This is a genomic window from Paraburkholderia gardini, from assembly GCF_907164575.1.
Classification (GTDB): domain Bacteria; phylum Pseudomonadota; class Gammaproteobacteria; order Burkholderiales; family Burkholderiaceae; genus Paraburkholderia; species Paraburkholderia gardini.
In genome coordinates this window covers 98,723-120,023 of record NZ_CAJQYY010000017.1, presented here as the reverse complement: position 1 = coordinate 120,023, position 21,301 = coordinate 98,723, and the positions used below count along the sequence as shown (strand labels likewise).

General features: G+C 62.8%; 10 protein-coding genes. 6 read left to right on the top strand and 4 right to left on the bottom strand.

Annotation, left to right across the window (positions count from 1 at the left end; all coding sequences use genetic code 11):
• Positions 1–10: 10 nt before the first annotated feature.
• Together LPA34_RS15750 and LPA34_RS15745 are read right to left on the bottom strand one after the other, a co-directional pair.
• A complete protein-coding gene (locus LPA34_RS15750; RefSeq protein ID WP_228979708.1) occupies positions 11–478 on the bottom strand; it encodes a FecR family protein in 468 nt (155 codons plus the stop codon).
• A 239-nt stretch (positions 479–717) separates the two neighbouring features.
• A complete protein-coding gene (locus tag LPA34_RS15745) occupies positions 718–1,608 on the bottom strand; it encodes a LysR family transcriptional regulator (protein ID WP_228979707.1) in 891 nt (296 codons plus the stop codon).
• Positions 1,609–1,730: 122 nt separating this feature from the next.
• Here LPA34_RS15745 and LPA34_RS15740 point away from each other — a divergent pair, with 122 nt between their 5' ends.
• Both LPA34_RS15740 and LPA34_RS15735 read left to right on the top strand, forming a co-directional pair.
• Entirely contained in the window at positions 1,731–2,471 is a 741-nt protein-coding gene (locus LPA34_RS15740) for an SDR family NAD(P)-dependent oxidoreductase (RefSeq protein WP_228979705.1), read from the top strand.
• Positions 2,472–2,519: 48 nt separating this feature from the next.
• Positions 2,520–3,113: an NADPH-dependent F420 reductase gene (locus tag LPA34_RS15735; RefSeq protein ID WP_228979703.1), complete on the top strand. Its 594-nt coding sequence runs from the start codon at positions 2,520–2,522 to the stop codon at positions 3,111–3,113.
• A 60-nt stretch (positions 3,114–3,173) separates the two neighbouring features.
• Here the strand turns inward: LPA34_RS15735 and LPA34_RS15730 are convergent, their stop codons facing one another.
• Together LPA34_RS15730 and LPA34_RS15725 are read right to left on the bottom strand one after the other, a co-directional pair.
• Complete coding sequence (locus tag LPA34_RS15730) at positions 3,174–3,590, bottom strand: VOC family protein (RefSeq protein WP_228979701.1); 417 nt, start codon at positions 3,588–3,590, stop codon at positions 3,174–3,176.
• A complete protein-coding gene (locus tag LPA34_RS15725) occupies positions 3,587–4,129 on the bottom strand; it encodes a helix-turn-helix domain-containing protein (RefSeq protein WP_228979699.1) in 543 nt (180 codons plus the stop codon). The genes LPA34_RS15730 and LPA34_RS15725 overlap by 4 nt, the downstream gene beginning before the upstream one ends.
• Before the next feature lie 434 nt (positions 4,130–4,563).
• Here LPA34_RS15725 and LPA34_RS15720 point away from each other — a divergent pair, with 434 nt between their 5' ends.
• The 4 genes from LPA34_RS15720 (at position 4,564) to LPA34_RS15705 (ending at position 21,252) form a co-directional block, all read left to right on the top strand.
• Positions 4,564–6,666, top strand: a complete 2,103-nt coding sequence (locus tag LPA34_RS15720) for a filamentous hemagglutinin N-terminal domain-containing protein (RefSeq protein ID WP_411178998.1) — start codon at positions 4,564–4,566, stop codon at positions 6,664–6,666.
• Positions 6,667–6,818: 152 nt separating this feature from the next.
• The gene (locus tag LPA34_RS15715) at positions 6,819–8,516 is read left to right on the top strand and encodes a ShlB/FhaC/HecB family hemolysin secretion/activation protein (RefSeq protein WP_228979750.1); all 1,698 of its coding nucleotides are present in this window, start codon (positions 6,819–6,821) and stop codon (positions 8,514–8,516) included.
• Positions 8,517–8,526: 10 nt separating this feature from the next.
• Positions 8,527–9,444 (top strand): peptidylprolyl isomerase, encoded by a 918-nt coding sequence (locus tag LPA34_RS15710; RefSeq protein WP_228979695.1) that lies wholly within the window; start codon positions 8,527–8,529, stop codon positions 9,442–9,444.
• A 126-nt stretch (positions 9,445–9,570) separates the two neighbouring features.
• Positions 9,571–21,252, top strand: coding sequence for a two-partner secretion domain-containing protein (locus LPA34_RS15705; RefSeq protein WP_228979693.1), 11,682 nt, complete (start codon positions 9,571–9,573; stop codon positions 21,250–21,252).
• The last annotated feature ends 49 nt before the right edge of the window (positions 21,253–21,301 follow it).

The following is a 21,301-nucleotide window of genomic DNA, read 5'->3' as shown; positions in this document are numbered from 1 at the left end:
ATCGCGGCCCTCAACGTGCACGCTCCCCGTTACCGCCGACTTCGATGATAAATTCAGTGCCCCGCACGCCCAGCGTGCTGGTCGGCGTGCTGAAACGCACGGCATCGGGGTTGGCCTTCGCCAGCTTGCCGGAAATCACTGCGAGGGAGCCGCGTTTGACGGTGGCGTCGAGCACCCCGTCATGAGTTGTGGTATCGAACGCGAACTTGTTGAGATCGAGGGTGGTATTGGCGCCGGCCGAGAGTTGGGTGCTGTCACGCAGCGTGATGCCGACGGAGGATGCCGGGCCGGTCACGATGCGATCGCTGCCGTAGATCTCGCCGCCGATGGCCGCGCCCGAACTGCTCCCAGCCCGCTCGATCTGCACCGTGCCCTTGAGGGTCTTGACGACGCCGGCAGCGTCGGCGGCAAGTGCATCGGCGACAGCCATGCACCCGCAGGCAAGAATCAAGGCATATTTGATGGCTTGAAGACGCATCGGTGGCACCTGATTGCGTAAGCGCTGCTTGCCGCGGGGCGGCCCGACTGCCCAATGTCGACCTGGTGTGGTGACCGGTCACGCCCCGACTGCTCGTAGAGCCGGGGCTTGTGAAGGACGTGCGGAATTACCGCTCCTGGAAGTCAGGTGGAGACGTTTTCGCTCGATCAAACAGACTACGACCCCGACCCGAATGACTCTGTGCGCTCCCGCGCATATCGCTGACTGATTCTGTTTGCCTAAACACGCTGCGGGAGGGCCGCGGCAAAAAAGTCAGTCGCGCGACGCACGCGTGCCGGTACAAACCGACGTTTAGGCCAGATGAGGCTGACGTCTCTGACGTCGCTTATAAATTCGTCGAGAATCGTGATCACGTCCGGATGTCGGAGCTCATCGGCAAGAGAGACCCCGGCAAACAGGCCGATTCCGACGCCGGCCAGAACACCGGCCCGGATCGTTTCGACACTGTTGGACGAAAGATTGCCGCGAACGGACACGCTGAATCGGCCTTCCGGTCCGACAAACGGCCAGTCCGCTGACTCCGTCAGGCCGCCATATAAAAGGCAATTGTGATCGACGAGCTCGGCGGGGGTCTTTGGAATTCCGTGTTGCTCGAAGTAGCGACGGGATCCGACGCATACGAGGGGGGTGCCGGCCACGCGCCTGACGACCGCGTCAGGATCGTTGACCGCGCCTACCCGGATCGCCAGATCAATCCGGTCTTCCACCATATCCCGCACGAAGTCCGAAAGAACCAGATCTACCTGAAGGCCGGGATTGAGTGACAACAGCTCGGGTACGAGCGGAAGAATATGAAGGCGGCCGAAAGTAGAGGCTGCGGCGATCCTGATCAGACCGGAGGCATCAAGCGTGCTGCTTGTCAGTTCGCTGTCGGCTTCATCCATCTCGTCGACAAGCGGTTTTGTCCGGTCGTAGTATCGCTGCCCCTGATCCGTCAGGGTCACGCTGCGCGTGCTTCGGTTGAATAGCATCACGCCGAGGCGCCTCTCCAGCGCGCCGACGGCCTTGCTGATGGCGGACTGCGAGTCGCCGGTTCGACGCGCCGCGGCGGAAAAACCGCCCGCTTCAACGACGGCGATGAAGGCGTTCAGTTCGTGAAACCGGTCCATTGCATTCCTCTCGTTCGACCCATTCTTTTGAAGCATGGATCTTATGAAAATTCCGCTGATTATCATTCGTGGAAGCGGCAATTATGATCCTTCTGTCATTCACGAACAGACAGAAGGTTTCAATGTCCACTCTCGCAGGAAAGATTGCCGTCATTAGCGGCGGAACGACCGGTATCGGTCTCGCGATCGCCCAGCGGTTTGTCGCCGAAGGCGCTCACGTTTTTATCTTCGGCCGTCGGCAGGCACAACTCGACGAGGCCGCCAGACTGATCGGACGCAACGTCACCGCTATCCAGGCCGACGCCGCGAACCTCGATGACCTCGATCGCGTCGCCGCGGCAGTAAGGGACGAAAAGGGTGTCGTCGACATCATCGTGTCGAACGCGGGTTTTACGGAGCAGGCTTCTGTCGACACCCTCACGCCCGCGCATTTCGACAAGGCGTTCAACCTCATGGCCCGCGGCCCCGTCTTCCTGGTGCAGAAGCTGCTGCCAGTGATGACAGGTGGCGGGTCGATCATTCTGGTCTCGTCGGCGATGCATCAGATGGGTATTCCTGGCCACACCGCTTACGCGGCGACGAAGGCGGCATTGCGTTCCTATGCCCGTACCTGGGCTGCGGAATTCAAGGATCGCGGCATTCGCGTCAACATACTCAGCCCCGGCGTTACCGATACCCCCATTCTCGATTCGCAGTCGGAGACACGCGAGGATCTCGTGAAGATGTACCAGGGCATGGTCCCGATCGGACGACTCGCCCAGGCTGGGGAGATTGCCAGCGCGGCGCTGTTCCTCGCGTCCGATCAGAGTTCTTACGTGACGGGTTCGGATCTGATGGCCGATGGTGGCATCGGCCAGGTCTGAGACGAGACACGCGCCGTCAGGGCGTTTCGATACACAAAGGAGAGCTCAATGAGCTACGCAATCATCGGGGCTGGCAAGATCGGGACGGCCATCGCCAGGGCGTTCGCCCGTCAGGGGATCGAAGTCGCCGTGGCAGGCAGGCGACCGCTGGACGCGCTCGTGGCGCAGATCGGCCCGTCGCTCGTCCCCCGGCCGATTGAGGACGCGGTCAAGGCCGACGTCGTCATCCTGGCTGTCCCCTTCGCCGCCCACCGGGACATCGGGCGGGCCGCCGAAAGCTGGCAGGGGAAGATCGTGATCGACGCAACCAACGCGTTTGGCGTTCCCCAGGAAGAACTGGGCGGGCTGCCCTCGACCGCCGTTGTTGCGAAGGCGCTGCCTGGGGCGAAGCTGGTGAAGGCCTTTAACCACCTGCCAGCGGACGTCCTGGCCCAGGGGGCGGGGACGCCACAGGGAGGCCGCCGCGTCGTATTCATTTCCAGCGACGACGACGCGGCTAGCGCCTCGGTGGCGGCTCTCGTCGACCGGCTCGGCTTCGCCCCGATCGAGCTGGGGAAGCTCGGCGAGGGCGGCCTGCTCGTCCAGGCAAGGGGCCGCACGTGGGGCCAACTTGTTTTCCAGGATCTGGCCAGGTTCGGCTGATCAAAGTGGCCGGGGACGCATTCGACCGGACCGTCACGACCAGCCTGAAGGGCACGTTCTTCACGTCGTGCTCTTCGGGGCCTCGATCATCTTCCAGCCGTTGCCGGCGGGGTCGCGGAAACCGGCATCGACGCTGCCGAAGCGGTCTACCGGCTCCTGCGTGAATTCCACGCCACGGGCTTTCAGCTGCGCGTAGCTGGCGCGGCAGTCGGCCACCGAGAGGACCAGAGGCGGCATGGCGCCTTTGGCGACCATGGCGCGCAGGGTTTGCGCGGTGGCGTCGTCGTGGATGGGCGGACCGGGTGTGAACAGGCCAAGCTGGAACGAAGGCTGTTCCGGATGCTGGACCGTGAGCCAGCGGTAGGAACCGTTGCGCACGTCCGTATGGATGCGGAATCCGAGTTTGTCGACGTAGAACGTGAGCGCTTCGTCCTGGCTGTCGACGTACAGGCCCACCACATTGATACCCTGGTTCATGACACCTCCTTGATTGATTTACGGAATGTATCTTTGGCCACGCGGCGGCGCTTCTCCGAAACTGCGAAGGTGAGATCGGGGCGTTGTGCAGCCTTCAGGACGCAGGCGGGCACACGGTCGAGCTGAGGCATGTTGGCCTGGGCCTCGAGGCGCATGGCGCTGGGGCTTCGCCCGGTGATGTCGTGGAATATGCGGCCGAAGGTGCCCAGGCTCTCCCAGCCGGTGGCGAAGGCAATTTCCGTGATGCTGAACCCGGTGTCGCGCAGCAGGGTGGTGGCCTGTTCGATGCGCCGTGTGAGCAGATACCGGTGCGGTGGGACGCCGAAGGCTCGCTTGAAGGAGCGCGCGAAATGGGCTTCGGAAACGCCACTGAACTCGGCCAGGCGCTTGACGGGCCAGGCTTCGTGCGAGGCGGCGTCCATGCGGTCCCTGGCGCGTAGCAGTCGGCGCAGCAGGGCCGGGTCTTGCAATGCGTCGGCGTCGACCGGTCGAGAGGAAGAGGCAGGGGGCAGGGTGTTGTGGTCTTCACGAAGGAGCATGAGTTTCGGGGAGGCTGTGGGAATTCGCAGTGGGCTTTTTAGATTCGCGCGGACTTCAGTATATGGTCGATGGTGTAGCGAGAGGAGAGCTAAGTTACTACCTGAACGGCTGTGGGTTTGAGATACGCGTGCACCACGCCATCTGGTACGCGTGAATCATATTGAGGAACTAAAAAGTCCTGCCGCTTGCGCCAAAATGCCCTGGTTTTACGCCGGCGAAGGCTAAACGTAATAAAAATATTTCCAGATATTCCTAAAGAAATTCCTGATCATGTCGTTATTCGTCGTACGAATGCTGCGGCTGCAAAGGTCGCGCGTATTGAGCGAATCTACCAGGAGAACCCGCAACGAACAGTTGCGTGAAAACAGGAATGTCAGGCAGTGCACGGGGAAACAGCATAAGCCACGGGAGCCCGTGTCTGCATCGATTTCAAATCAGGCTGATCATTACCGTGCTGGTTGCCGTGCCTTGCAATACATATGCAATTGGCATTGCAGTTGATGGCGGAACCGCAACCACGGTTTCAACCGCTGCCAATGGCCATCAAACCGTCAATATCGCGCCGACTGTTGCAGGTGTTTCGAATAATACCTATAGCAGTTTCAACGTAGGCACCGCCGGTGCTTCACTGAATAACGTCGGTATTAATGCGCGAACGATTGTCAATCAGGTAACCAGTACCAACCCCAGTATTATCAGCGGACGAATCGATGTAATCGGCTCGCGTGCGAATGTCGTACTGGCCAATCCGAACGGTATTACGGTGAATGGCGGTTCATTCGTTAATACCGGCCGCGTGGCGCTGACCACCGGCCACGTCAGTTTCAGGGACACCGTGCCGGTCGCCGGGATTCCCGAGCGGGACATCGTGCTCGACACCAGCACCGGAACGATCATCGTCGGTCCTCAGGGACTGGCGAGCGCGTTGATCGGGCTCGATCTGATTGCGAAGAATGTGCAGATCAACGGGCCGCTCACCAACACCTTCACGTCCCAGACCGCCAACGTGCGCGCGGTAGCGGGCAGCAGCAATGTCACATTGAACACGGCGGTTTCGCCGAACGACAACAGCAACGACTGGCTCGCACTGAACCCGTCCGCGAACGCGTCCACCGCCACCTCTTTCGCGATCGACATCACCGCCGCGGGCAGCCTGACGAGCGGCCGCGTGCAATTGATCGTCACCGATAAAGGCCCGGGCGTGCGCAGCGCCGGGCCGATGAATGCGACGCTTGGCGATTTCACGCTGTCCTCGAACGGCTCGGTGCAGTTCTCAAACACCACGCTGACGGCGCAGAACAATCTTGATATGCAGATGCAGGACAGCATCGCGTTCTCGGATACGACGCTGAAGGTAAGCAGTGGTTCCGCGACATTGACCGCGAGCGGTAATGTCAGCCTGGCGGGCAGCAGTCTGCTCGCCAACGCAGGCATCAACGTGAGCGGCGCGGGCATTGCGTTGACGCAGGACGCCGCGGCGCAATCGGTGATCGCCTCGGCGACCAGCGGTGTGGTACTGACGAGTACCGGCGACATCACCAACGTGGGCTCGCTCATACAGGGCCAGCAAACAAACACGCTCGACACCGCGTCGCAAGGCGCGGTCACGCTGAAGGCCGCGGGCAATGTGCTGAACCAGTCGACGCCTGATAGTCAGCTTGCTGTCCTGTTCGGCGTGGACGGCGATGTGTCGGTGACGGCAGGTGGCTCGATCACCAATGAGAACGCCCGCATATTGTCGAACAAGGGGATGACCATCGCCGCGGACGGCGACGTCAACAACGTCATCGATCATTCGAGCGGTACGAATGGCGGCACGGCGGTCGACTATTCGGACCGCAGCTGGCGGCTGATCTTCGTGGAGCATCGCGAGAGCGGCTTTGATGTCGACTACGGCGCGATCGCCGATCCGTCAAAGCTGTCCTATATCACCGCCGACGACGGCAATGTGAGCATCTCAGGTCGCAACGTAACGAACGTCGGTGGATCGATTCTCGCGAACAGCGGTTCGATTGCGATTACGGCACGCGATCAGCTGCTCACGCAAGGCGTGTTCACCGGCCAGGCATCGTATCGACAGACGTGCTTCTTCTTTTGTAGTTCCACCTCGTCAAGCTCGGTGCAGGCCTTCGGCGGCGTGATCGAAGCCTCCCAGGACGTTACGCTGAAAGCCGGCACGCAGATCACGAATACGGGCGGCACGGTACTGGCTCTCAACGTGCTGACACTCGATGCACCGAGGACACTCGCGCAGGCCGTCCTCGGTTATAGCGCGATCAATCGCACGCACGATCTGAAGGCGTGGTTCGGCAATTCGTGGTCCGCGATCTTCGCGAGCGACACGGGCGGTGTATTCGGCGGCGGCAGCGGCCAGGTCGAACTGACCGGCGAGGCGGATATCGACGGCGGTTCGTTTAGCGCGCCCGGCGGCATCAAGGCAGCAGGCGGCGTGAACACGATTCGCGTGCCGTACCACGCACCGGTGACGATCGGCAATCACAACCATCTCGGACTCGTGTCGTGGTTCGGGCTGTGAAGCGGACCCTGAAGCCGGTTTTAAGCGGGGCGATCACGCACCGCTCGCCCCGGCTCGCGCGCTGCACGCTGGCGATACTTGCCGGCACGGCAGCGGCGCGCGGATTTGCGCAGACGCCGCCAGGTTTGCCGAACGCCGCGGCGTTGAGCGGCATGCCTTTCGGTGTGCCCGCACGCGCGGAACAGGACCCGGCTCAACGGCTGTTGCAGGAACAGCGCGACCGTCAGCGTCGTAACGAGATCCAGCAGCCACCTGCGCAGATCGAGGTGCAGCAGCCGACGGTCGTCAATCTGCCCGAAGGCGCGGATGTCGAAACGCTGCCCGACGTCGAACCGCTGTTCAGAATCGATCACATCGATTTCATCGGCGACACCGTACTCGGCGCAAGCGCGCTCAACGAGATCGCCGCACCATTCATCGGTAAGCAGCTTGGCCGCAATCGCATCAACCTGCTGCTACGCCGTGTGACCGAAGCGTTCATCGCGCGCGGCTACATCACGACGCGCGCCTATCTCGGTGCGCAGAATCTTGCCTCCGGCACGCTGAAAATCAACATCGTCGACGGCAAGGTGTCGGCCTTCACGCTGAACGGCAAGCCGCTGCGTCCGCGCGAGCCGAACGAGCCGTGGTACACGACGCACGGCGGCGGCCTGCTGACCGACGCGGGCAGCGCGTGGGCCTTTGGCGATAGCCGGGGCGACGTGCTGCGCCTGCCCGATCTCGAACAGGGCGTGGACCAGATCAACCGGCTGCGCCGCAATCAGGCCGAGATTCAGATCATGCCGGGTGAGACACCTGGCGATTCCGTGGTGGCCATTACCAACCACTATGGTGACCGCGTTTTCTACGACCTCGGCATCGACAATTACGGCAGTTCGCAAACCGGCACGCTGCGTTATCGCGCCGGCGTCGAAGCGGACAACCTGATCGGCCTGCAGGAGTCGCTGTCGTTCAACTACGTCGGCACACAGGACAGCAACGCGGTGGTGTTTTCCGCGGCGGCGCCCTATGGCTATCAGACCTTCAGCTATACGACGTCGCTGTCCGAATACCAGCAGACCATCAGCGATGTCGCGCTGATGCAGGGGCGTACGTTCAGCCAGATTCTCGGCTGGAACGACGTGTTGACCCGTTCGCGCGCTGGACGCACGAGCGTCGACGTCACGCTCACGAAGATGCGCACGGAGCGCACGCTGAACGGCATCGATCTGGCGACGCAGGATCTCACGGTGTTGCGCGCCGGCCTGAATGGCTTGCGCCGTTTCGTGGCGCACGACCAGGCGGCGGCGGCCACGTGGGACATCGGCGTGTCGCAGGGTTTGCCGTGGCTCTCCGCGAGTCACGACGACCCCGATATCGAAGAAGCCGACGCGCACAGCCAGTTCACCAAACTCGATGCGAGCGCCACCCTGCAGGTCGCGCTCGGCACGCTTGCCGGCACGCAGTGGACCTATCGTGGCACGTTGCGCGGCCAGTACAGCCGGGTCGCGATGTTCGGCAACGAGCAGATCTTCCTCGGCGGCATGGATTCCGTGCGCGGCTTTACCGAAGGCGGCCTTGCTGGCGATAGCGGTTTCTATCTGCGCAACGAGGCCGCGTGGCAGAACGTGCCGGTCTGGCACGACGCGCGTCTGGAACCCTACGTGTTTCTGGACGGCGGCAAATCGCATCTGGTCGCGCAAGGCGGCTGGCCGACGCTGATAGGCGCTGGCGTCGGCGCACGGGCGCAATGGCGCTACACCACGCAAACCGTTACCAGCGAGGTGCTGCTCGGGCAGGCCTTGCTTCAACCTGCTGCACTCGGAAAGAAAGCCACCGTGCTGCTCGCCACACTCAACTGGTCACTCTGAAGAGGTTCATATGACACACCGTCCGTTCGTTGTCAGGATTCGCAACGCCACGCTGCTCGCCACCCTCGCTACAGTCGGTATGGCGGCCGGCTTCCTGCCTGCTGCGCATGCGGCCAACAGGCCCATGGCGAAGCATTCCGCGGACAAGGCCGCAGAGGCTGTCGGCGGTCCACTGCCTGCCAACGGGGTGGCACGCGTCAACGACGTGGTGATTACACAGGACCAGCTCGACCAGGCCGTACGTGCGACGAATGCACCGGACACGCCTGCGCTCCGAACGTCGATCAAGAATCAGCTGATTGCGCGTGAACTCTTCCGTCAGGCTGCGCAGAAGCAGCATTACGAATCGCGTCCGCAAGTCGTGGCCGCTGTCGAGCAGGCGAAAACCGCGGCGATGACGGCTGCGTACCTGCGCGACCAGGTCAAGCCCGCGCCTGTCACTGACGCCGATGTGAAGGCGAAGTACGACGCCATCGTCGCGACGCTGGGCGAGAGCGAATACAAGCCGAGCGCGATTGCGGTGAAAGATGCCGACACTGCGCAAACGGTCCTCACGCAACTGAAGAAAGGCACCGACTTCGCGCAACTCGCGAAGCAGTACAGCCAGGGCCCGGGTGCGGCGCAGGGCGGCGCGCTGAACTGGGTGTCGTTCAAGACGCCGATCCAGCCGGGCAATACGCAGAACTGGCCGCAGCCGCTCGCCGAAGTGCTCGTCAAGCTGCCGCAAGGTGGCGTGTCGAGCGCGCCGGTACAGATTGGCGACGCGTACTGGATTCTGCGCGTCGACGAAAAACGTCCGACGCAGATTCCGCAGTACGACCAGATCAAGGACGCCTTGCGCAAGCAGCTCGAACAGGTCGCTCTGGAGAAGGCCACTGCGCAGGTAGTGGTCGATCTGATGAAGAACGCGCGCATTCAGCAGCAGTAAGGGACTCTTTTCCCACGGGGCGCAGCGCACGGGGTTCAACTGCTGCCGCGCCGTTTCGGGTTGGCCGCCCGAAGCGGCGCAGAAGAAGTGCCAGAAATACAAGAAAAACCAGAAGAAGAGAGCACCATGAACACGTCCACGCGCAACGCGTTACGACAACTCGAGCAAAACCGGCAGGCACACGACGCGCAGCAGCGCTGGGCGCTGCCCACGTCCGCGCGTGCGTATCGCGTGTGGCAGCGTGTGGTGTCGGCGCTCGTCGCGTTGACGCTGTTCGCCGGGCCGCTCTCGATCACGTTCGAGCAAAGCCGCGACGCGGCCGGTGTGCTGGCCGCCGGCAGCCATCGTCTGGATGACGAGGCATGGCAACGCATCATCGATCTGAGTGCGGTGCATATCCGCTTTGCGATGCGAACGGCGCAGGCAGCGCTGATTGTCGATCCGACCGCACCGATCTCGTTCCAGCCAAAAATCACGCAGACCACTGGCGCGGGCGGTGGCGTGCCCGTCGTCAACATCACGGCGCCCAATGCGGCAGGGATTTCGCTCAACAGGTATCAGCGCTTCGATATCGATCCGGTCGGGCTGATTCTGAACAATAGCCTGATGGGCGGCACGTCGCTCACCGGCGGCGATCTGCAGGCGAACCCGAATCTCGCGGGACGTACGGCGAGCGTGATCGTCAACCAGGTGACGTCGACGGGTGTCGGTTACGCGAGCTTGCTCAACGGACCGCTCGAAGTGTTCGGTGCGCCCGCGACCGTCATCATCGCGAACCCGAACGGCATCACGACCAACGGCACGGGCTTCACGAATACGATCGGCGTTACGTTGTCGACCGGTACGCCCCAATTCCTGAGTGACCTGAACGGCACCGTCACCGACTTCAACAACGCGCAGGCGATCGGTTATAGCGTGAGCGGCGGTCACATCCAGATCGAAGGCAACGCGGGCGTGAACGGTCCCGGTGCGGGTATCGAAGGCACGGTCGGCTCAATCGATCTGATCGGCGAGACCATTGGCATCAATGCGCCTTTGTATGCCGGCTCGCGGATCAATGCGATTGCCGGACGGCAGTTCGTGCTGCCGTCGGCGGCGAGCAGTAGCGGCACTACCTATGCGACGTCGACGAACGGTTCGGACAACACAGCCGCTGCGATCAACAACGCGAACGGTCGCGCCAACAATGGTCTCGCGATCGATGCCACCGCATTCGGCGCGATGACCGCCGGCCAGATCCAGGTGATCGGCACGGCGGCCGGCATGGGTGTGCGTACCGATGCGCAAATGGCGGCGAATACCGGCGATCTCATGCTGTCGTCGAACGGCGATCTGACGGTGAACGGCTCGGCCGCGCAGCAGCAAGCCACGCTGCAGGCCGACGGCAATCTGTCGATGACCGGCGCGCACGTTGGCATCAGCGGCTATACGATCAATGCGAACGGCGACGTCACATCGACCGGCACGATCCAGTCGGGCGGCAAGCTCGCGGTGACGGCGGGTGGCAACGTCAACATCGCGAAGGCACAGTCGAACAGTGATACCGCGATCACGGGCGGTGCGAACGTCACGCTTGGTGACGTACAGACCGGCGGCGCGCTCGCGGTGAACGCATTAGGCAACGACGGCGCGGGCGACATCAATCTGAACGGCACCTCGGTGATGGGTGGTGCGACGAGCCTGCAGGCCGCGCGCGATGTCAACGTGAACGGGCAGACCAATGGCAGCACGCTGCAGGCTACTGCGCAGCGCAATGTCAATGTGGACGCGGCGTTGCAAACGTCGGGCGATCTGGCGCTGACGGCGACGCAAGGCAGCGTGTCGGCCGATGCGACCGTCAAAAGCGGCAATAATCTCGCGCTGACAGCTGGTCAAAATATCAGCGTGACCGCACAAGCCACCGCACAGAAGGCGGTCACGGTGAGCGCGGGTCAGGATTTCTCAGTGAGCGGATCGCTCGCCAGCGGCACGACGCTTGCCGCCGATGCCGCGCGCGATATCTCCGTCGCAGGCTCGTTACTCGTGGGCACCGACGCGCAGGCGAGCGCCGGGCGTAACCTCGATGCGCCCGGCGTCGTGATCGTGCAACAGGACGGTACGCTCAGCGCGCAGAACAATCTCACTGGCGGCGGTTCGGTGGCTTTCGGCCAGAACGGCACGCTGACCACCGGGCAGGACGTGGCATTCACCGGCAAGCTGCTGGCCAATGGTCTGCAAGTGACGGCGGGCAACAACGCGAGTCTCGCTGACGTACAGACTGGCGGCGCATTTAGTGTCGCGGCCAACGGAGTCAACGGCGGCGGTGACGTGAGCTTCAACGGCAACGCCGCAGCAGTCGGCGCGACGAACGTGCAGGCTGCGCGCGATGTCGTCGTCAAGGGCACGCTGGCGGGCGGCTCGCAAGTGGTGCTGACGGCGCAGCGCAATGTCACCGTGGCCACGGAGGGCACGGTGCAGGGAGTCGGCGATCTGTCGGTCGCGGCGGTGAACGGCAGCGTGAATTCGAGCGGGACATTGAACGGCGCGGCGGATCTCACTGTCAACGGCGCGCAGGATATCGCGTTGACTGGCGCGACGAGTGTGACTGGCGATACCACGCTAACCGCAGGTCACGATCTGACCATTGGCGGTACGCTCGCCGGCCAGGGCGCGGCGACGCTCAACGCGGGACATGACGTGCTCGCGGGTGGCAGCAGCGGCTTCGTCAAGGACGCGAACGTTACCGCGGCGAACTACCTGTCGGTGACTGGCGCGCTGCAAGGCGCGGGCGTTTCGCTGACGGCGGGCGGCTCGGTGGCATTAAACAACGTGCAGGCGAACTCGACGCTGCAGGTCGCGGCGAACGGCGGCACGCTGGCGGTCAATGGCCTTGTCGCATCGTTGTCGACCGCAGCCCTGACATCGAGCGGTGATACGTCGATTAGCGGCGCGTTGCAGAGCGCGAACACGTTGAGCGTGACGAGCGGCGGCAATACGTCGATTGCGGGCAGCGTCGCATCGAATGGCGACGTCACGCTGAAAAACGCGGCCGGTTCGCTGACGAGTACCGGCAACATCCAGTCCGGCGGCAACCTGCTGATCGACGCCGCACAATCCGTCGACCTCGGCACGCAAGGCACATCCGCGCTCGGCGATCTGACGGTCAACGCCGGCCAGAATCTGACCATGAACGGCTCGGTGGTCGCTCAGGGCAACGGCACGTTGACCGCTGGCGGCACGATTGCCGGCGCGGCGACCAGTGCGTTCGGTCTCGCGGCGAGCGTCAGCTCCGGCGGCGATACGAACCTGACCGGTTCGCTGCGCGGCGGTACCGTGCAAACGAACGCGGGTGGTTCGGCGGCGCTGCATGACGTGCAGGCGGCATCGAGCCTCGCGCTTGCCGCTACTCAGGACCTGAACATCACCGGTGCGGTGACGGGCGGCGCAGGAGTCACGCTGAATGCCGGCCAGAACATCGGGATCAGCGGCTCGATCCAGTCGGCCAACGATACCGTGCTGAGCGCGCGGAACGGTAGCGTCGGTTCGACTGGCGCGCTTGCCAGCAACGGTGCATTCAACGTGCAGGCGGGCACTGACATCAACCTGGGTGGCACGACCACCGCCGCGCTCGACACGACGCTCAATGCGGCACGTGACGCCAACGTGACCGGCATGCTCGCGGGATTGGGGCAGGGCATCGTCACGGCGGGGCGCGATATCGCCGGCGCGGGCACATTGACCTTCACGCAGGCGGCCACGCTGGAGGCGGGCCGCGATGTGGCGCAAGGTGGTTTGATCCAGGGCCAGGCGGTTCAGGTGACGGCCGCGGGCAACATCGGTGTCGATAACGTCGAGTCGGCGAGCACGCTTGCGCTGAACGCAAACGGCACCAACACCGCTAATGGTCCGGGTAACCTCACGGTCAACGGTTCCGTTGCAGCGGCGGGCGCTACAACCGCGACCGTGCAGAACGATGTGACCGTCAGTTCGACGGGCAAGATTGCGAGCGGCACGACAGTCGGCATCAATGCGCAACACGATATCGACGTCGCGGGCGCGGTGGAGTCGATCGGCGATGCCGTGCTCAATGCGCAGCAAGGCAGCTTGAACGCAACAGGCGGTATCAACAGCGGTGGGAAGCTCGATATCACGACGGGTCTCGATCTGTCGCTTGGGGCGAGCACGAGTGCGGTTGGTGACGCGACGTTGAACGCGGGCCGGGATGCGCTGTTGAACGGCTTGCTGATCGGGCAGGCGAACGGAGTCGTGACCGCTGGCCGCGATATCGGTGGCGCCGGTACGCAAGCATTTGCGCAGGCAGCGCATTACACGGCGCAACGTGACATCGCGCTGACTGGCGGTGTGCAGGCGAACGTCATCGATGCAGTGGGCGGCAATAACGCTGCACTGCACGACGTCAATTCGGCGACCACCTTGATGCTCACCGCGAACGGCAACGCGGGCGGTGGCGATGCCGCTATCACCGGCACTGCCACGGCGCCTGGCGTCGTGACCTTGAGCGGTGCGCGCGATGTGCTCGTCAGCGGGTCGTTGACCACCGGCGATGCACTGACGCTTGCGGCGCAACGCAACGTGTCGGCGAGCGGCACGGTGCAAACCACGGCCGGCGATCTGACGGCTACGGCAACGACGGGCAGCATTGCGCTTACCGGCATCACGACCACGTCGGGTGCTTTGAATCTGACGTCTGCGCTCGATACGCAACTCGGTGGCCAGATCAACGTGGCTAAAGACGTGACCGTGCAGGCGGGCCGCGACATCCAGCTGACCGGAGCTCTTGCCGGCCAGCTCGGCGGCACGTTGACGGCGTCGCACGATATCAATGGTTCGGGCACCGCTGCGTTTGCTCAGGCCGCGACGCTCAGTGCATCGCACGATCTCGCGTTGACCGGTGCACTGCAAGGCGCGAGCGTCACGGTGACGGGCGGCAACAACGCCGGACTCGGCAGCGTGCAGGCGGTGACCGGCAACCTCGCCGTGACTGCGAGTGGCAACGCGGGCGGCGGCGATGTGACGCTCGGCGGCACGGCCACTGCGCTCGGTACGCTTGCGCTGCAAGCGTCGCGTGATGTCGGCGTGAACGGCGCGATCAACACGGGCGGCACGACGACGATCGACGCCGCGCGCAATATCGCGCTCGCCGACGTCAATTCGGCGGGTGACCTGACGCTCACGGCAATCAGCGGCAATGCGAGCGCTACGAATGTCACGACGCAAGGCAATCTGATTTCAGGCGCGGGCCAGGCGCTGACCTTCTCCGGCGCGACGACGGTGGGCGGCAACGCACAACTCACGTCGGGCGGCGACATGACGCTGACCGGCGGCATCGGCGCGCAGAACGTGGGCACGCTGACGGCCGGCGGTTCGATCAATGCCGGTTCCGTTGCGTTTGGCCAGCAGGCGACGCTGAACGCGGGCGGCAGTATCGGCGTGACAGGCGGTGTCGCGACCAATGGAGCACTGAATGCGACGGCAGGCAACGATCTGTCGATGGGTTCCGCGCAAGCTGGTGGTGCAATTGCGTTGCAGGCGCAGGGGCACAACGGCGTGGGTGACGTGAACGTGGGCGGCGTGCTCGCATCGGGCGGCGCGCTCAGCGTGACGGCCGCGCGTGACGCGGTGGTCGGCGGGAATGCTTCAGCCACAGACAAGCTCACAGTAACGGCGGGCCGTAACCTCACGACAGGCGGCACGGTCGGTGCGAACTCCGACGTGACGCTGAGCGCAACTGACGGCAACCTGAGCGTCGGCGGCGCCGTGACGAGCATGGGCAATCTGAAGGTCACTTCCGGCGGCTCGCTGGCGCTGAACGGCGAACTGGTCAACGGCGATACGACGATTAATTCGGGTGGCACCGCAACGCTGACCGGCGCATTCCTCGGCCTCGGCCTCGTGACCATCAACGCGGGCGGCTCGGTGAACGGCGGTGGCTCACTGACGTTTGACAAGGACATTGCGATCGACGCGGGGGGCGATGTCGCGCTTGGGGGGATTCAGGGCGCGGGGTTGTTCACGGCTGTGGCGAACGGAGATATGTCGTTTGGTGCGACGACGGCGGTGGGTGATGTGACGGCCCGCTCCACCAGTGGCAGCGTGAGCTTCGGCGGTGACCTGCAGTCTGGCGGCAGCGTAGCGATTCAGGCTGCACGTAATGCGACGGTGACGGGCGCAGTGTCGTCGATGGGGACGGTGAATGTCACCGGGACCCAGGGCAATGTGGCCGTGGCGGGCGTGTCGTCGAACGGCGATACGACGATGAGCGCCGGGCAAACGCTTACCTTGAGCGGCACGAGCACGGTGGCGGGGCAGTTCGCGCTGAGCGGAGGCAACATCACGCTGAGCGGCTCACAAGGTGGCTCGAAGAATGTGAGCGTGACCGCGCAGGGCACGCTCGATGCGAGCCAGGCGTCAATGGTGTCGACGGGGGACATGCAGTTCAGCGGCACGAATGTGACGCTGGGGACAGCGATTGTGGGCGGAACGTTGACGGCAACGGCTACCAGCCAGCTGTCGCTGATGGGAGCAGCGGTGGATGCGGTAGGAGCCGCGACGTTGACTTCGGGGAATGGGTTTTATAACGCCAGCCAGGTGCTCTCAGGTGGGGCGCTTTACGTGTCCGCGCCGAATCTGACCAATGCGACGAATGCGTCGCTGGCGTCGACGACTACCACGACGATCAATGCGACGAACTTCACCAATGCAGGCCTGGTGAATGGCGCGACGACCAATGTGACGGTCGCAGGTGCATTAAACAATACGGGCGGGTCGTTGATGGCGGTGAACGGCCTGACGATCAACACAGGCTCGCTGAACAACCAGAACGGGATCATCTTCGCGGGCAATCCGAATACGCCCAGCGGACCCGTGACAGGCGATGTTTCGCTCACGATCAACGGAGGCGGTAGCGCTTTCTACAATGCTGGAGGCCAGCTGCTTGCGCAGCGCAATATGGGTGTAAGCGCGGTGAACGCGGCGTTCGATCTGTCGCAGGGGACGATTAGTCAGGGCGGACAGCTTTCGATTACCGCAGGTTCCATCAATAACACCGGGACGTGGAACTACGGCGGCCAGGGTGTAACGTTGACGGGCCTGAACGGCATCAATAACTCCGGGACGATGACGGGGACGGCGGCGCTGACGCTTTCCACCAACGGCACGTTTGCGAACTTCGGGCAACTCACGGGTAACGACGTGGTGTTCAGCGGGACGTTGAGTAACGCTGCGGGAGCGGTGATACACGCCAGCGATTTGCTGACGCTAAACGGCAGCGTGACCAATCGGGGAACGATTGAAAGTGCTGGCAACCTTGCGTTCAACGGCGGTGGCAATTACGACAACCAGTACGGCCTGACACAGGCAAACGGCAACATCGCGCTCAATACCGGTGCGAATGTGTACAACACGGTTGGGTCGATTGTAGCGGGTGGCAATATCAGCATTGCTGCCGGCGCGGTAATTAACGACGCGTTCCAGGGGCCGACACAGACGACGACACAACTCGTCGGTGCTTCAGCAAACCCGGACCTGGTGAATCAGATCGTTGTCGGGACGCTGGATAGCTGGTACTGCCAAAACAGCCAGGGTGACTGCTATCTGAACCAGTATTGGTCGGCGGCCACGATCGCTACGCTCAAGCCGGACGTCACCAACGGAGACGTTGATGTTCGAACCGGCGGAAGCACATGCTACGGTGATGCCAGTGCCTGTGCAAACGTAGAGGTCGGCAACGCGCAGCCCGGAGATCACCAGTATATTTCCCTGCCAGGGATCGATCGAACAATCACCGCGTCCGGTTCGGTGTCGCCTGGCGTGATCGCCGCCGGAGGCAGCGTCAATATCTCGGCTGGCACCCTGTCGAACGCCGGCAGCACAATTTCCGCTGGACTCGACGTCAACCTGAACGTGCAGTCGCTCAACAACGCGCCGGTGGGCAATGCCACCGCGACGATTGTCGATACTGTCGACCAGGCGCAGCTCGATGCGTTCATGGCGCAGATGAATGCGCTGGGAGTTGTCGGGATTTACGGCACAGTTGGGTTAGGCATATCCGGAACGGTGGTGCCGGAGTCAACCGTTTCATTTAACCCAACCGCCAATGTGCCTCCGAGCTCTATCAGTACGACCACTACGTTCGGCTCGCAAGGGCAGATCGTTGCCGGCCGGAACATGACGTTGTCGGGCGGCAATCTGGTTAACGGTGGTTTGCTCTACGCCGGCAACAACTTCAACGCCAGCGCAGCACAGTCGTTCACCAACCAGGGGCAATACAATTCGGTCTCAACGACGCAGCCTGGCAATGCCATGCGCGGTGGCAATCCGAATACGACGACGTTCTCCTATGCCCAGCAGAGTGCCACGGTGTTCGCCGGTAACGACCTGGTGATTGCCGCAGGGCAAATCGACAATACGTACGGAAGCCTGCTTGCAGGTCACGACATTGTTATCGGTGGAGTCGGAACCACAGCGAGCTCCACTACACCGGCTGGCAGCCTGAACAACACGTCGGGCAACATCGTCGCCGGCAACGACATAACACTCAATGTATCGGGTGCAATCACGAATAACCTGCCGCCGCCCGTGCCCGTTCACGAGAACTACGGAGCAACGGAGCAGTACAACGGTTGCATGACAGCTGGCGGATACAAGGAAAGCTACTGCGAAGGCTACGTCGATCAGCAAAGCGGCAACTCGTCGGTGATCAGCGCGGGCAACAACCTGCAGATCAATGCGGGAAGCCTCACCAACATCGGTAGTCTGATCTCGGCCGGTACGAGTGCGTCGATCAATGTCGCCGGTCCGGTGGTGAACGAAGCCCAGACGCTGAATGCTTACTGGCACTCGCACTGGGTACAGGAGACCGGTGACTTCAGTTCCGACAAGCGCCACGACGTCTGGGCCTGCGGTTCCGTGGCTGAATGCACGGCGCTGTACGGGAGTGCGTATACGGGCGCCGGCGGCACGATTGATCCGCCGACGCCGGTGGGCAACATCGCATCGACGATCCAGGCGCCGAACCTGTCGATTACGTCGAACGGAGAGATTCAGAATGTCGGCAACGTGATCGGCACGTCCGTCTCGTTGACGGGGCAGAAGCTCATCAACGGCATCACCACCGCGAACACCTATACGCCGCGCGTGAATGCGCCGTCACAGGTCATTTCATTGAGCATGGTGAACCTGCCGGGGCTGAGTCTGTCGACGCCGCGTTCGGTAGGCGCACCGCTGCCTGCTTCCGTCGCGGGCACGGCGTCGTACATCACCGGCTCGCTCGGTGGATCGACGCTCGGCGCGCTTGGCCCACAAACGTTATTGAATAACTTGCCACCGAGTCTGCAGCCGTCCTCGACGCTGTTCTACTACAACCCGCAGGCGGAAGACCTGATGCTGCAGCAAGCGGCGTTGCAGCAGACAGGTCAGGCCAGTTTTTTGAACGGACTGTCCTACGACAGCAAAACGGGCTTGTCGGTTACAGATCAGGAAAAGGCCATTCTGTATCAGAACGCCATCAACTACGCAGAGCAGAATAATCTGCAGCTTGGCGATGCTCTATCGCAAACACAGGTCAACGCGTTGACCCAGCCGATGTTGTGGTACGTCCAGCAGTCGGTGCCCGACCCGGGTTGCGTCTCGACGGGTGTGGTGACGTGTCCGACCGTTACTGCGCTAATGCCGCAGGTCTACCTGCCGCCGGACTGGAATGCAATGTCGGGAGGCGGCAACATCACCGGCCAGAACGTCACGCTCAATTTCAATCAGGATGGGCAGGGAAGCATTCTCAACACCGGCTCGATTGGCGCGTCGAACACGCTAACGGTCAATACCGGCACGCTGACCAATCAGGCGAATCAGGTCAATGTAGGGGATATGTGGCAGTACATCGCCGCAACGGGGTACGAAAAGACGAGCGGCACGGAGGTTCAGCCGGGCGGCTTCATGAGCGCGGCAAGCATGGATCTGAACGTACAGAAGCTCGACCAGATCGGCGGCGCGCTGCAGTTGCTGGGTAACAACGGTACGGTCGACCAGGCTGGCACGCAGCAGTTCATCGCCAATTTGCAGCAACAGCTAGGCACGAGCTTCACGCAGACGACGGTTAGCGACCATTTCGATACGAGCTTCACCGCGATGGGTGGGTTCGGGCTGTCAGAGATCGTCGGCTTGGCCTTTGCCGTTGTCGTCTCGATCATGACGGCGGGGGCGGCGAGCGCGGCGATCGGGGCGACGCTCGGCACGGCGGCCGGCAGCACTTTTGCAGCGGGCTCGGCGACCGTGACTGCCGGGGTCGGCAACATCGCGGTGTCGACGGCGCTTGCCGGGTTTACGTCGAGCATCGCCTCGCAGCTCACGATGACCGGCAGCCTGAATTGGGGCAGTGCGTTCGAAGCTGCCGCCGTGGCGGGTATTACGGCGGGCTTGACGAATGGCATTACGTACAGCTCTGACAATGGATTTGGCTTTACGACGGGGCCGCTGACAGTCGGCGGCAGCGTCAACTCACTCGCGAGCCTCGCTGGTACTAGCCCATTGGCGGGCACCAGTGTGAGTCAGGCGAGCGCTTCCACCGCGACGACGCTCGAGACTCGTGCTCTTGCGATGTTGGGCGAGGCGGGGATCTCGGCTGGAGTCGGTACGGCGATTGAAGGAGGTAGTCTTGCCGATGCCTTTACGAACGCGCTGACGCAGGAACTGGCGGCGTCGGGAGCGGATGCGATTGGCGATGCGCAGCCCATACTGAAGGATGATCTGGGACCCATAGGAGGAGAGCTTGCCTATCTTGTAGCACACGCAGGGCTGGGCTGTGCCACCTCGGCGGTCGAAGGGACTGGCTGTGCAGGCGGTGCCATTGGCGGGGCTGCGAGTGCGGCATTCAGCCCGGACTTCCTCAAGGCCATTGATCCTACGGGCGCGCCGCTTGACGCTGGGCAGCAGGCAGCACTGGCGGGCTTTGCGACGTTGCTCGGCGGTGGCCTGGCAGGACTGGCGGGCGCGAATGTAAGCGGCGCAGCGACGGCTGCGCAGAATGAGGCGTTGAACAATACTGGGGATCACGCGGCCGACGCCGCGAAAAGCGGGGGTTTGCTGGGCGCTTTCGGCACGTGGTTGCAGAACACCTACGGCGATCCGGTCGGTTCGGTCCAGAACTGGATCAGTCAGTTTGGTGGACAGGCGCAGTCCGGCGCGCAGGGGAAGGTATCCCAGTCCCCTTCGGATCTGGTCGCCCAGGGTATCGCAAACGGAGTGAACGCGGTCATGGGTACGGGTGGCGGTTCACCACCTGCTGCGGGTTCGGATGCGGTGCTGGTGGGTTCGGCCGCCGGACAGGCCGCAGCTCCGGTCACGGGAGGCACGCCGTCGAATGCGATTTTGTCGAGCGGCAACAGTAGCGGAAGCAGCGATTCCAGCGACAGCGCGACGATAACGCGCCCGACACCGCGTGGGTCAGAAAATGATGTCGGGACGGATCTGGGACCGGGCTATACCCCCCAGGTCAGCTACCTTAACGGCGAGCAGGTGCCTTACGGCACGTCGGGCAGCGTGCGGCCTGACTTTGTGTCGGACGATGGGACCGCGAGTTTCGAAGTGAAGAACTACAATATCGCCACAAACTCGAACGGGTTGATCAACAACGTTTCTCAGCAGGCGATCCAGCGCGCGGACAATCTGCCGGACGGTATGCAGCAGCAGGTTGTGATTGATGTGCGCGGACAAACGGTGACACTTCAACAAGAAGTGGCTATACGGCAAGGCATTGTGAGTAAATCGAACGGTGCCATTAGTCCCAATGCTATTCAGTTCAAAACGCAATGAGAAAGATAGGGTTTCATGGTGGAAGTTCAATCTGTGAACTAGGCCCGGC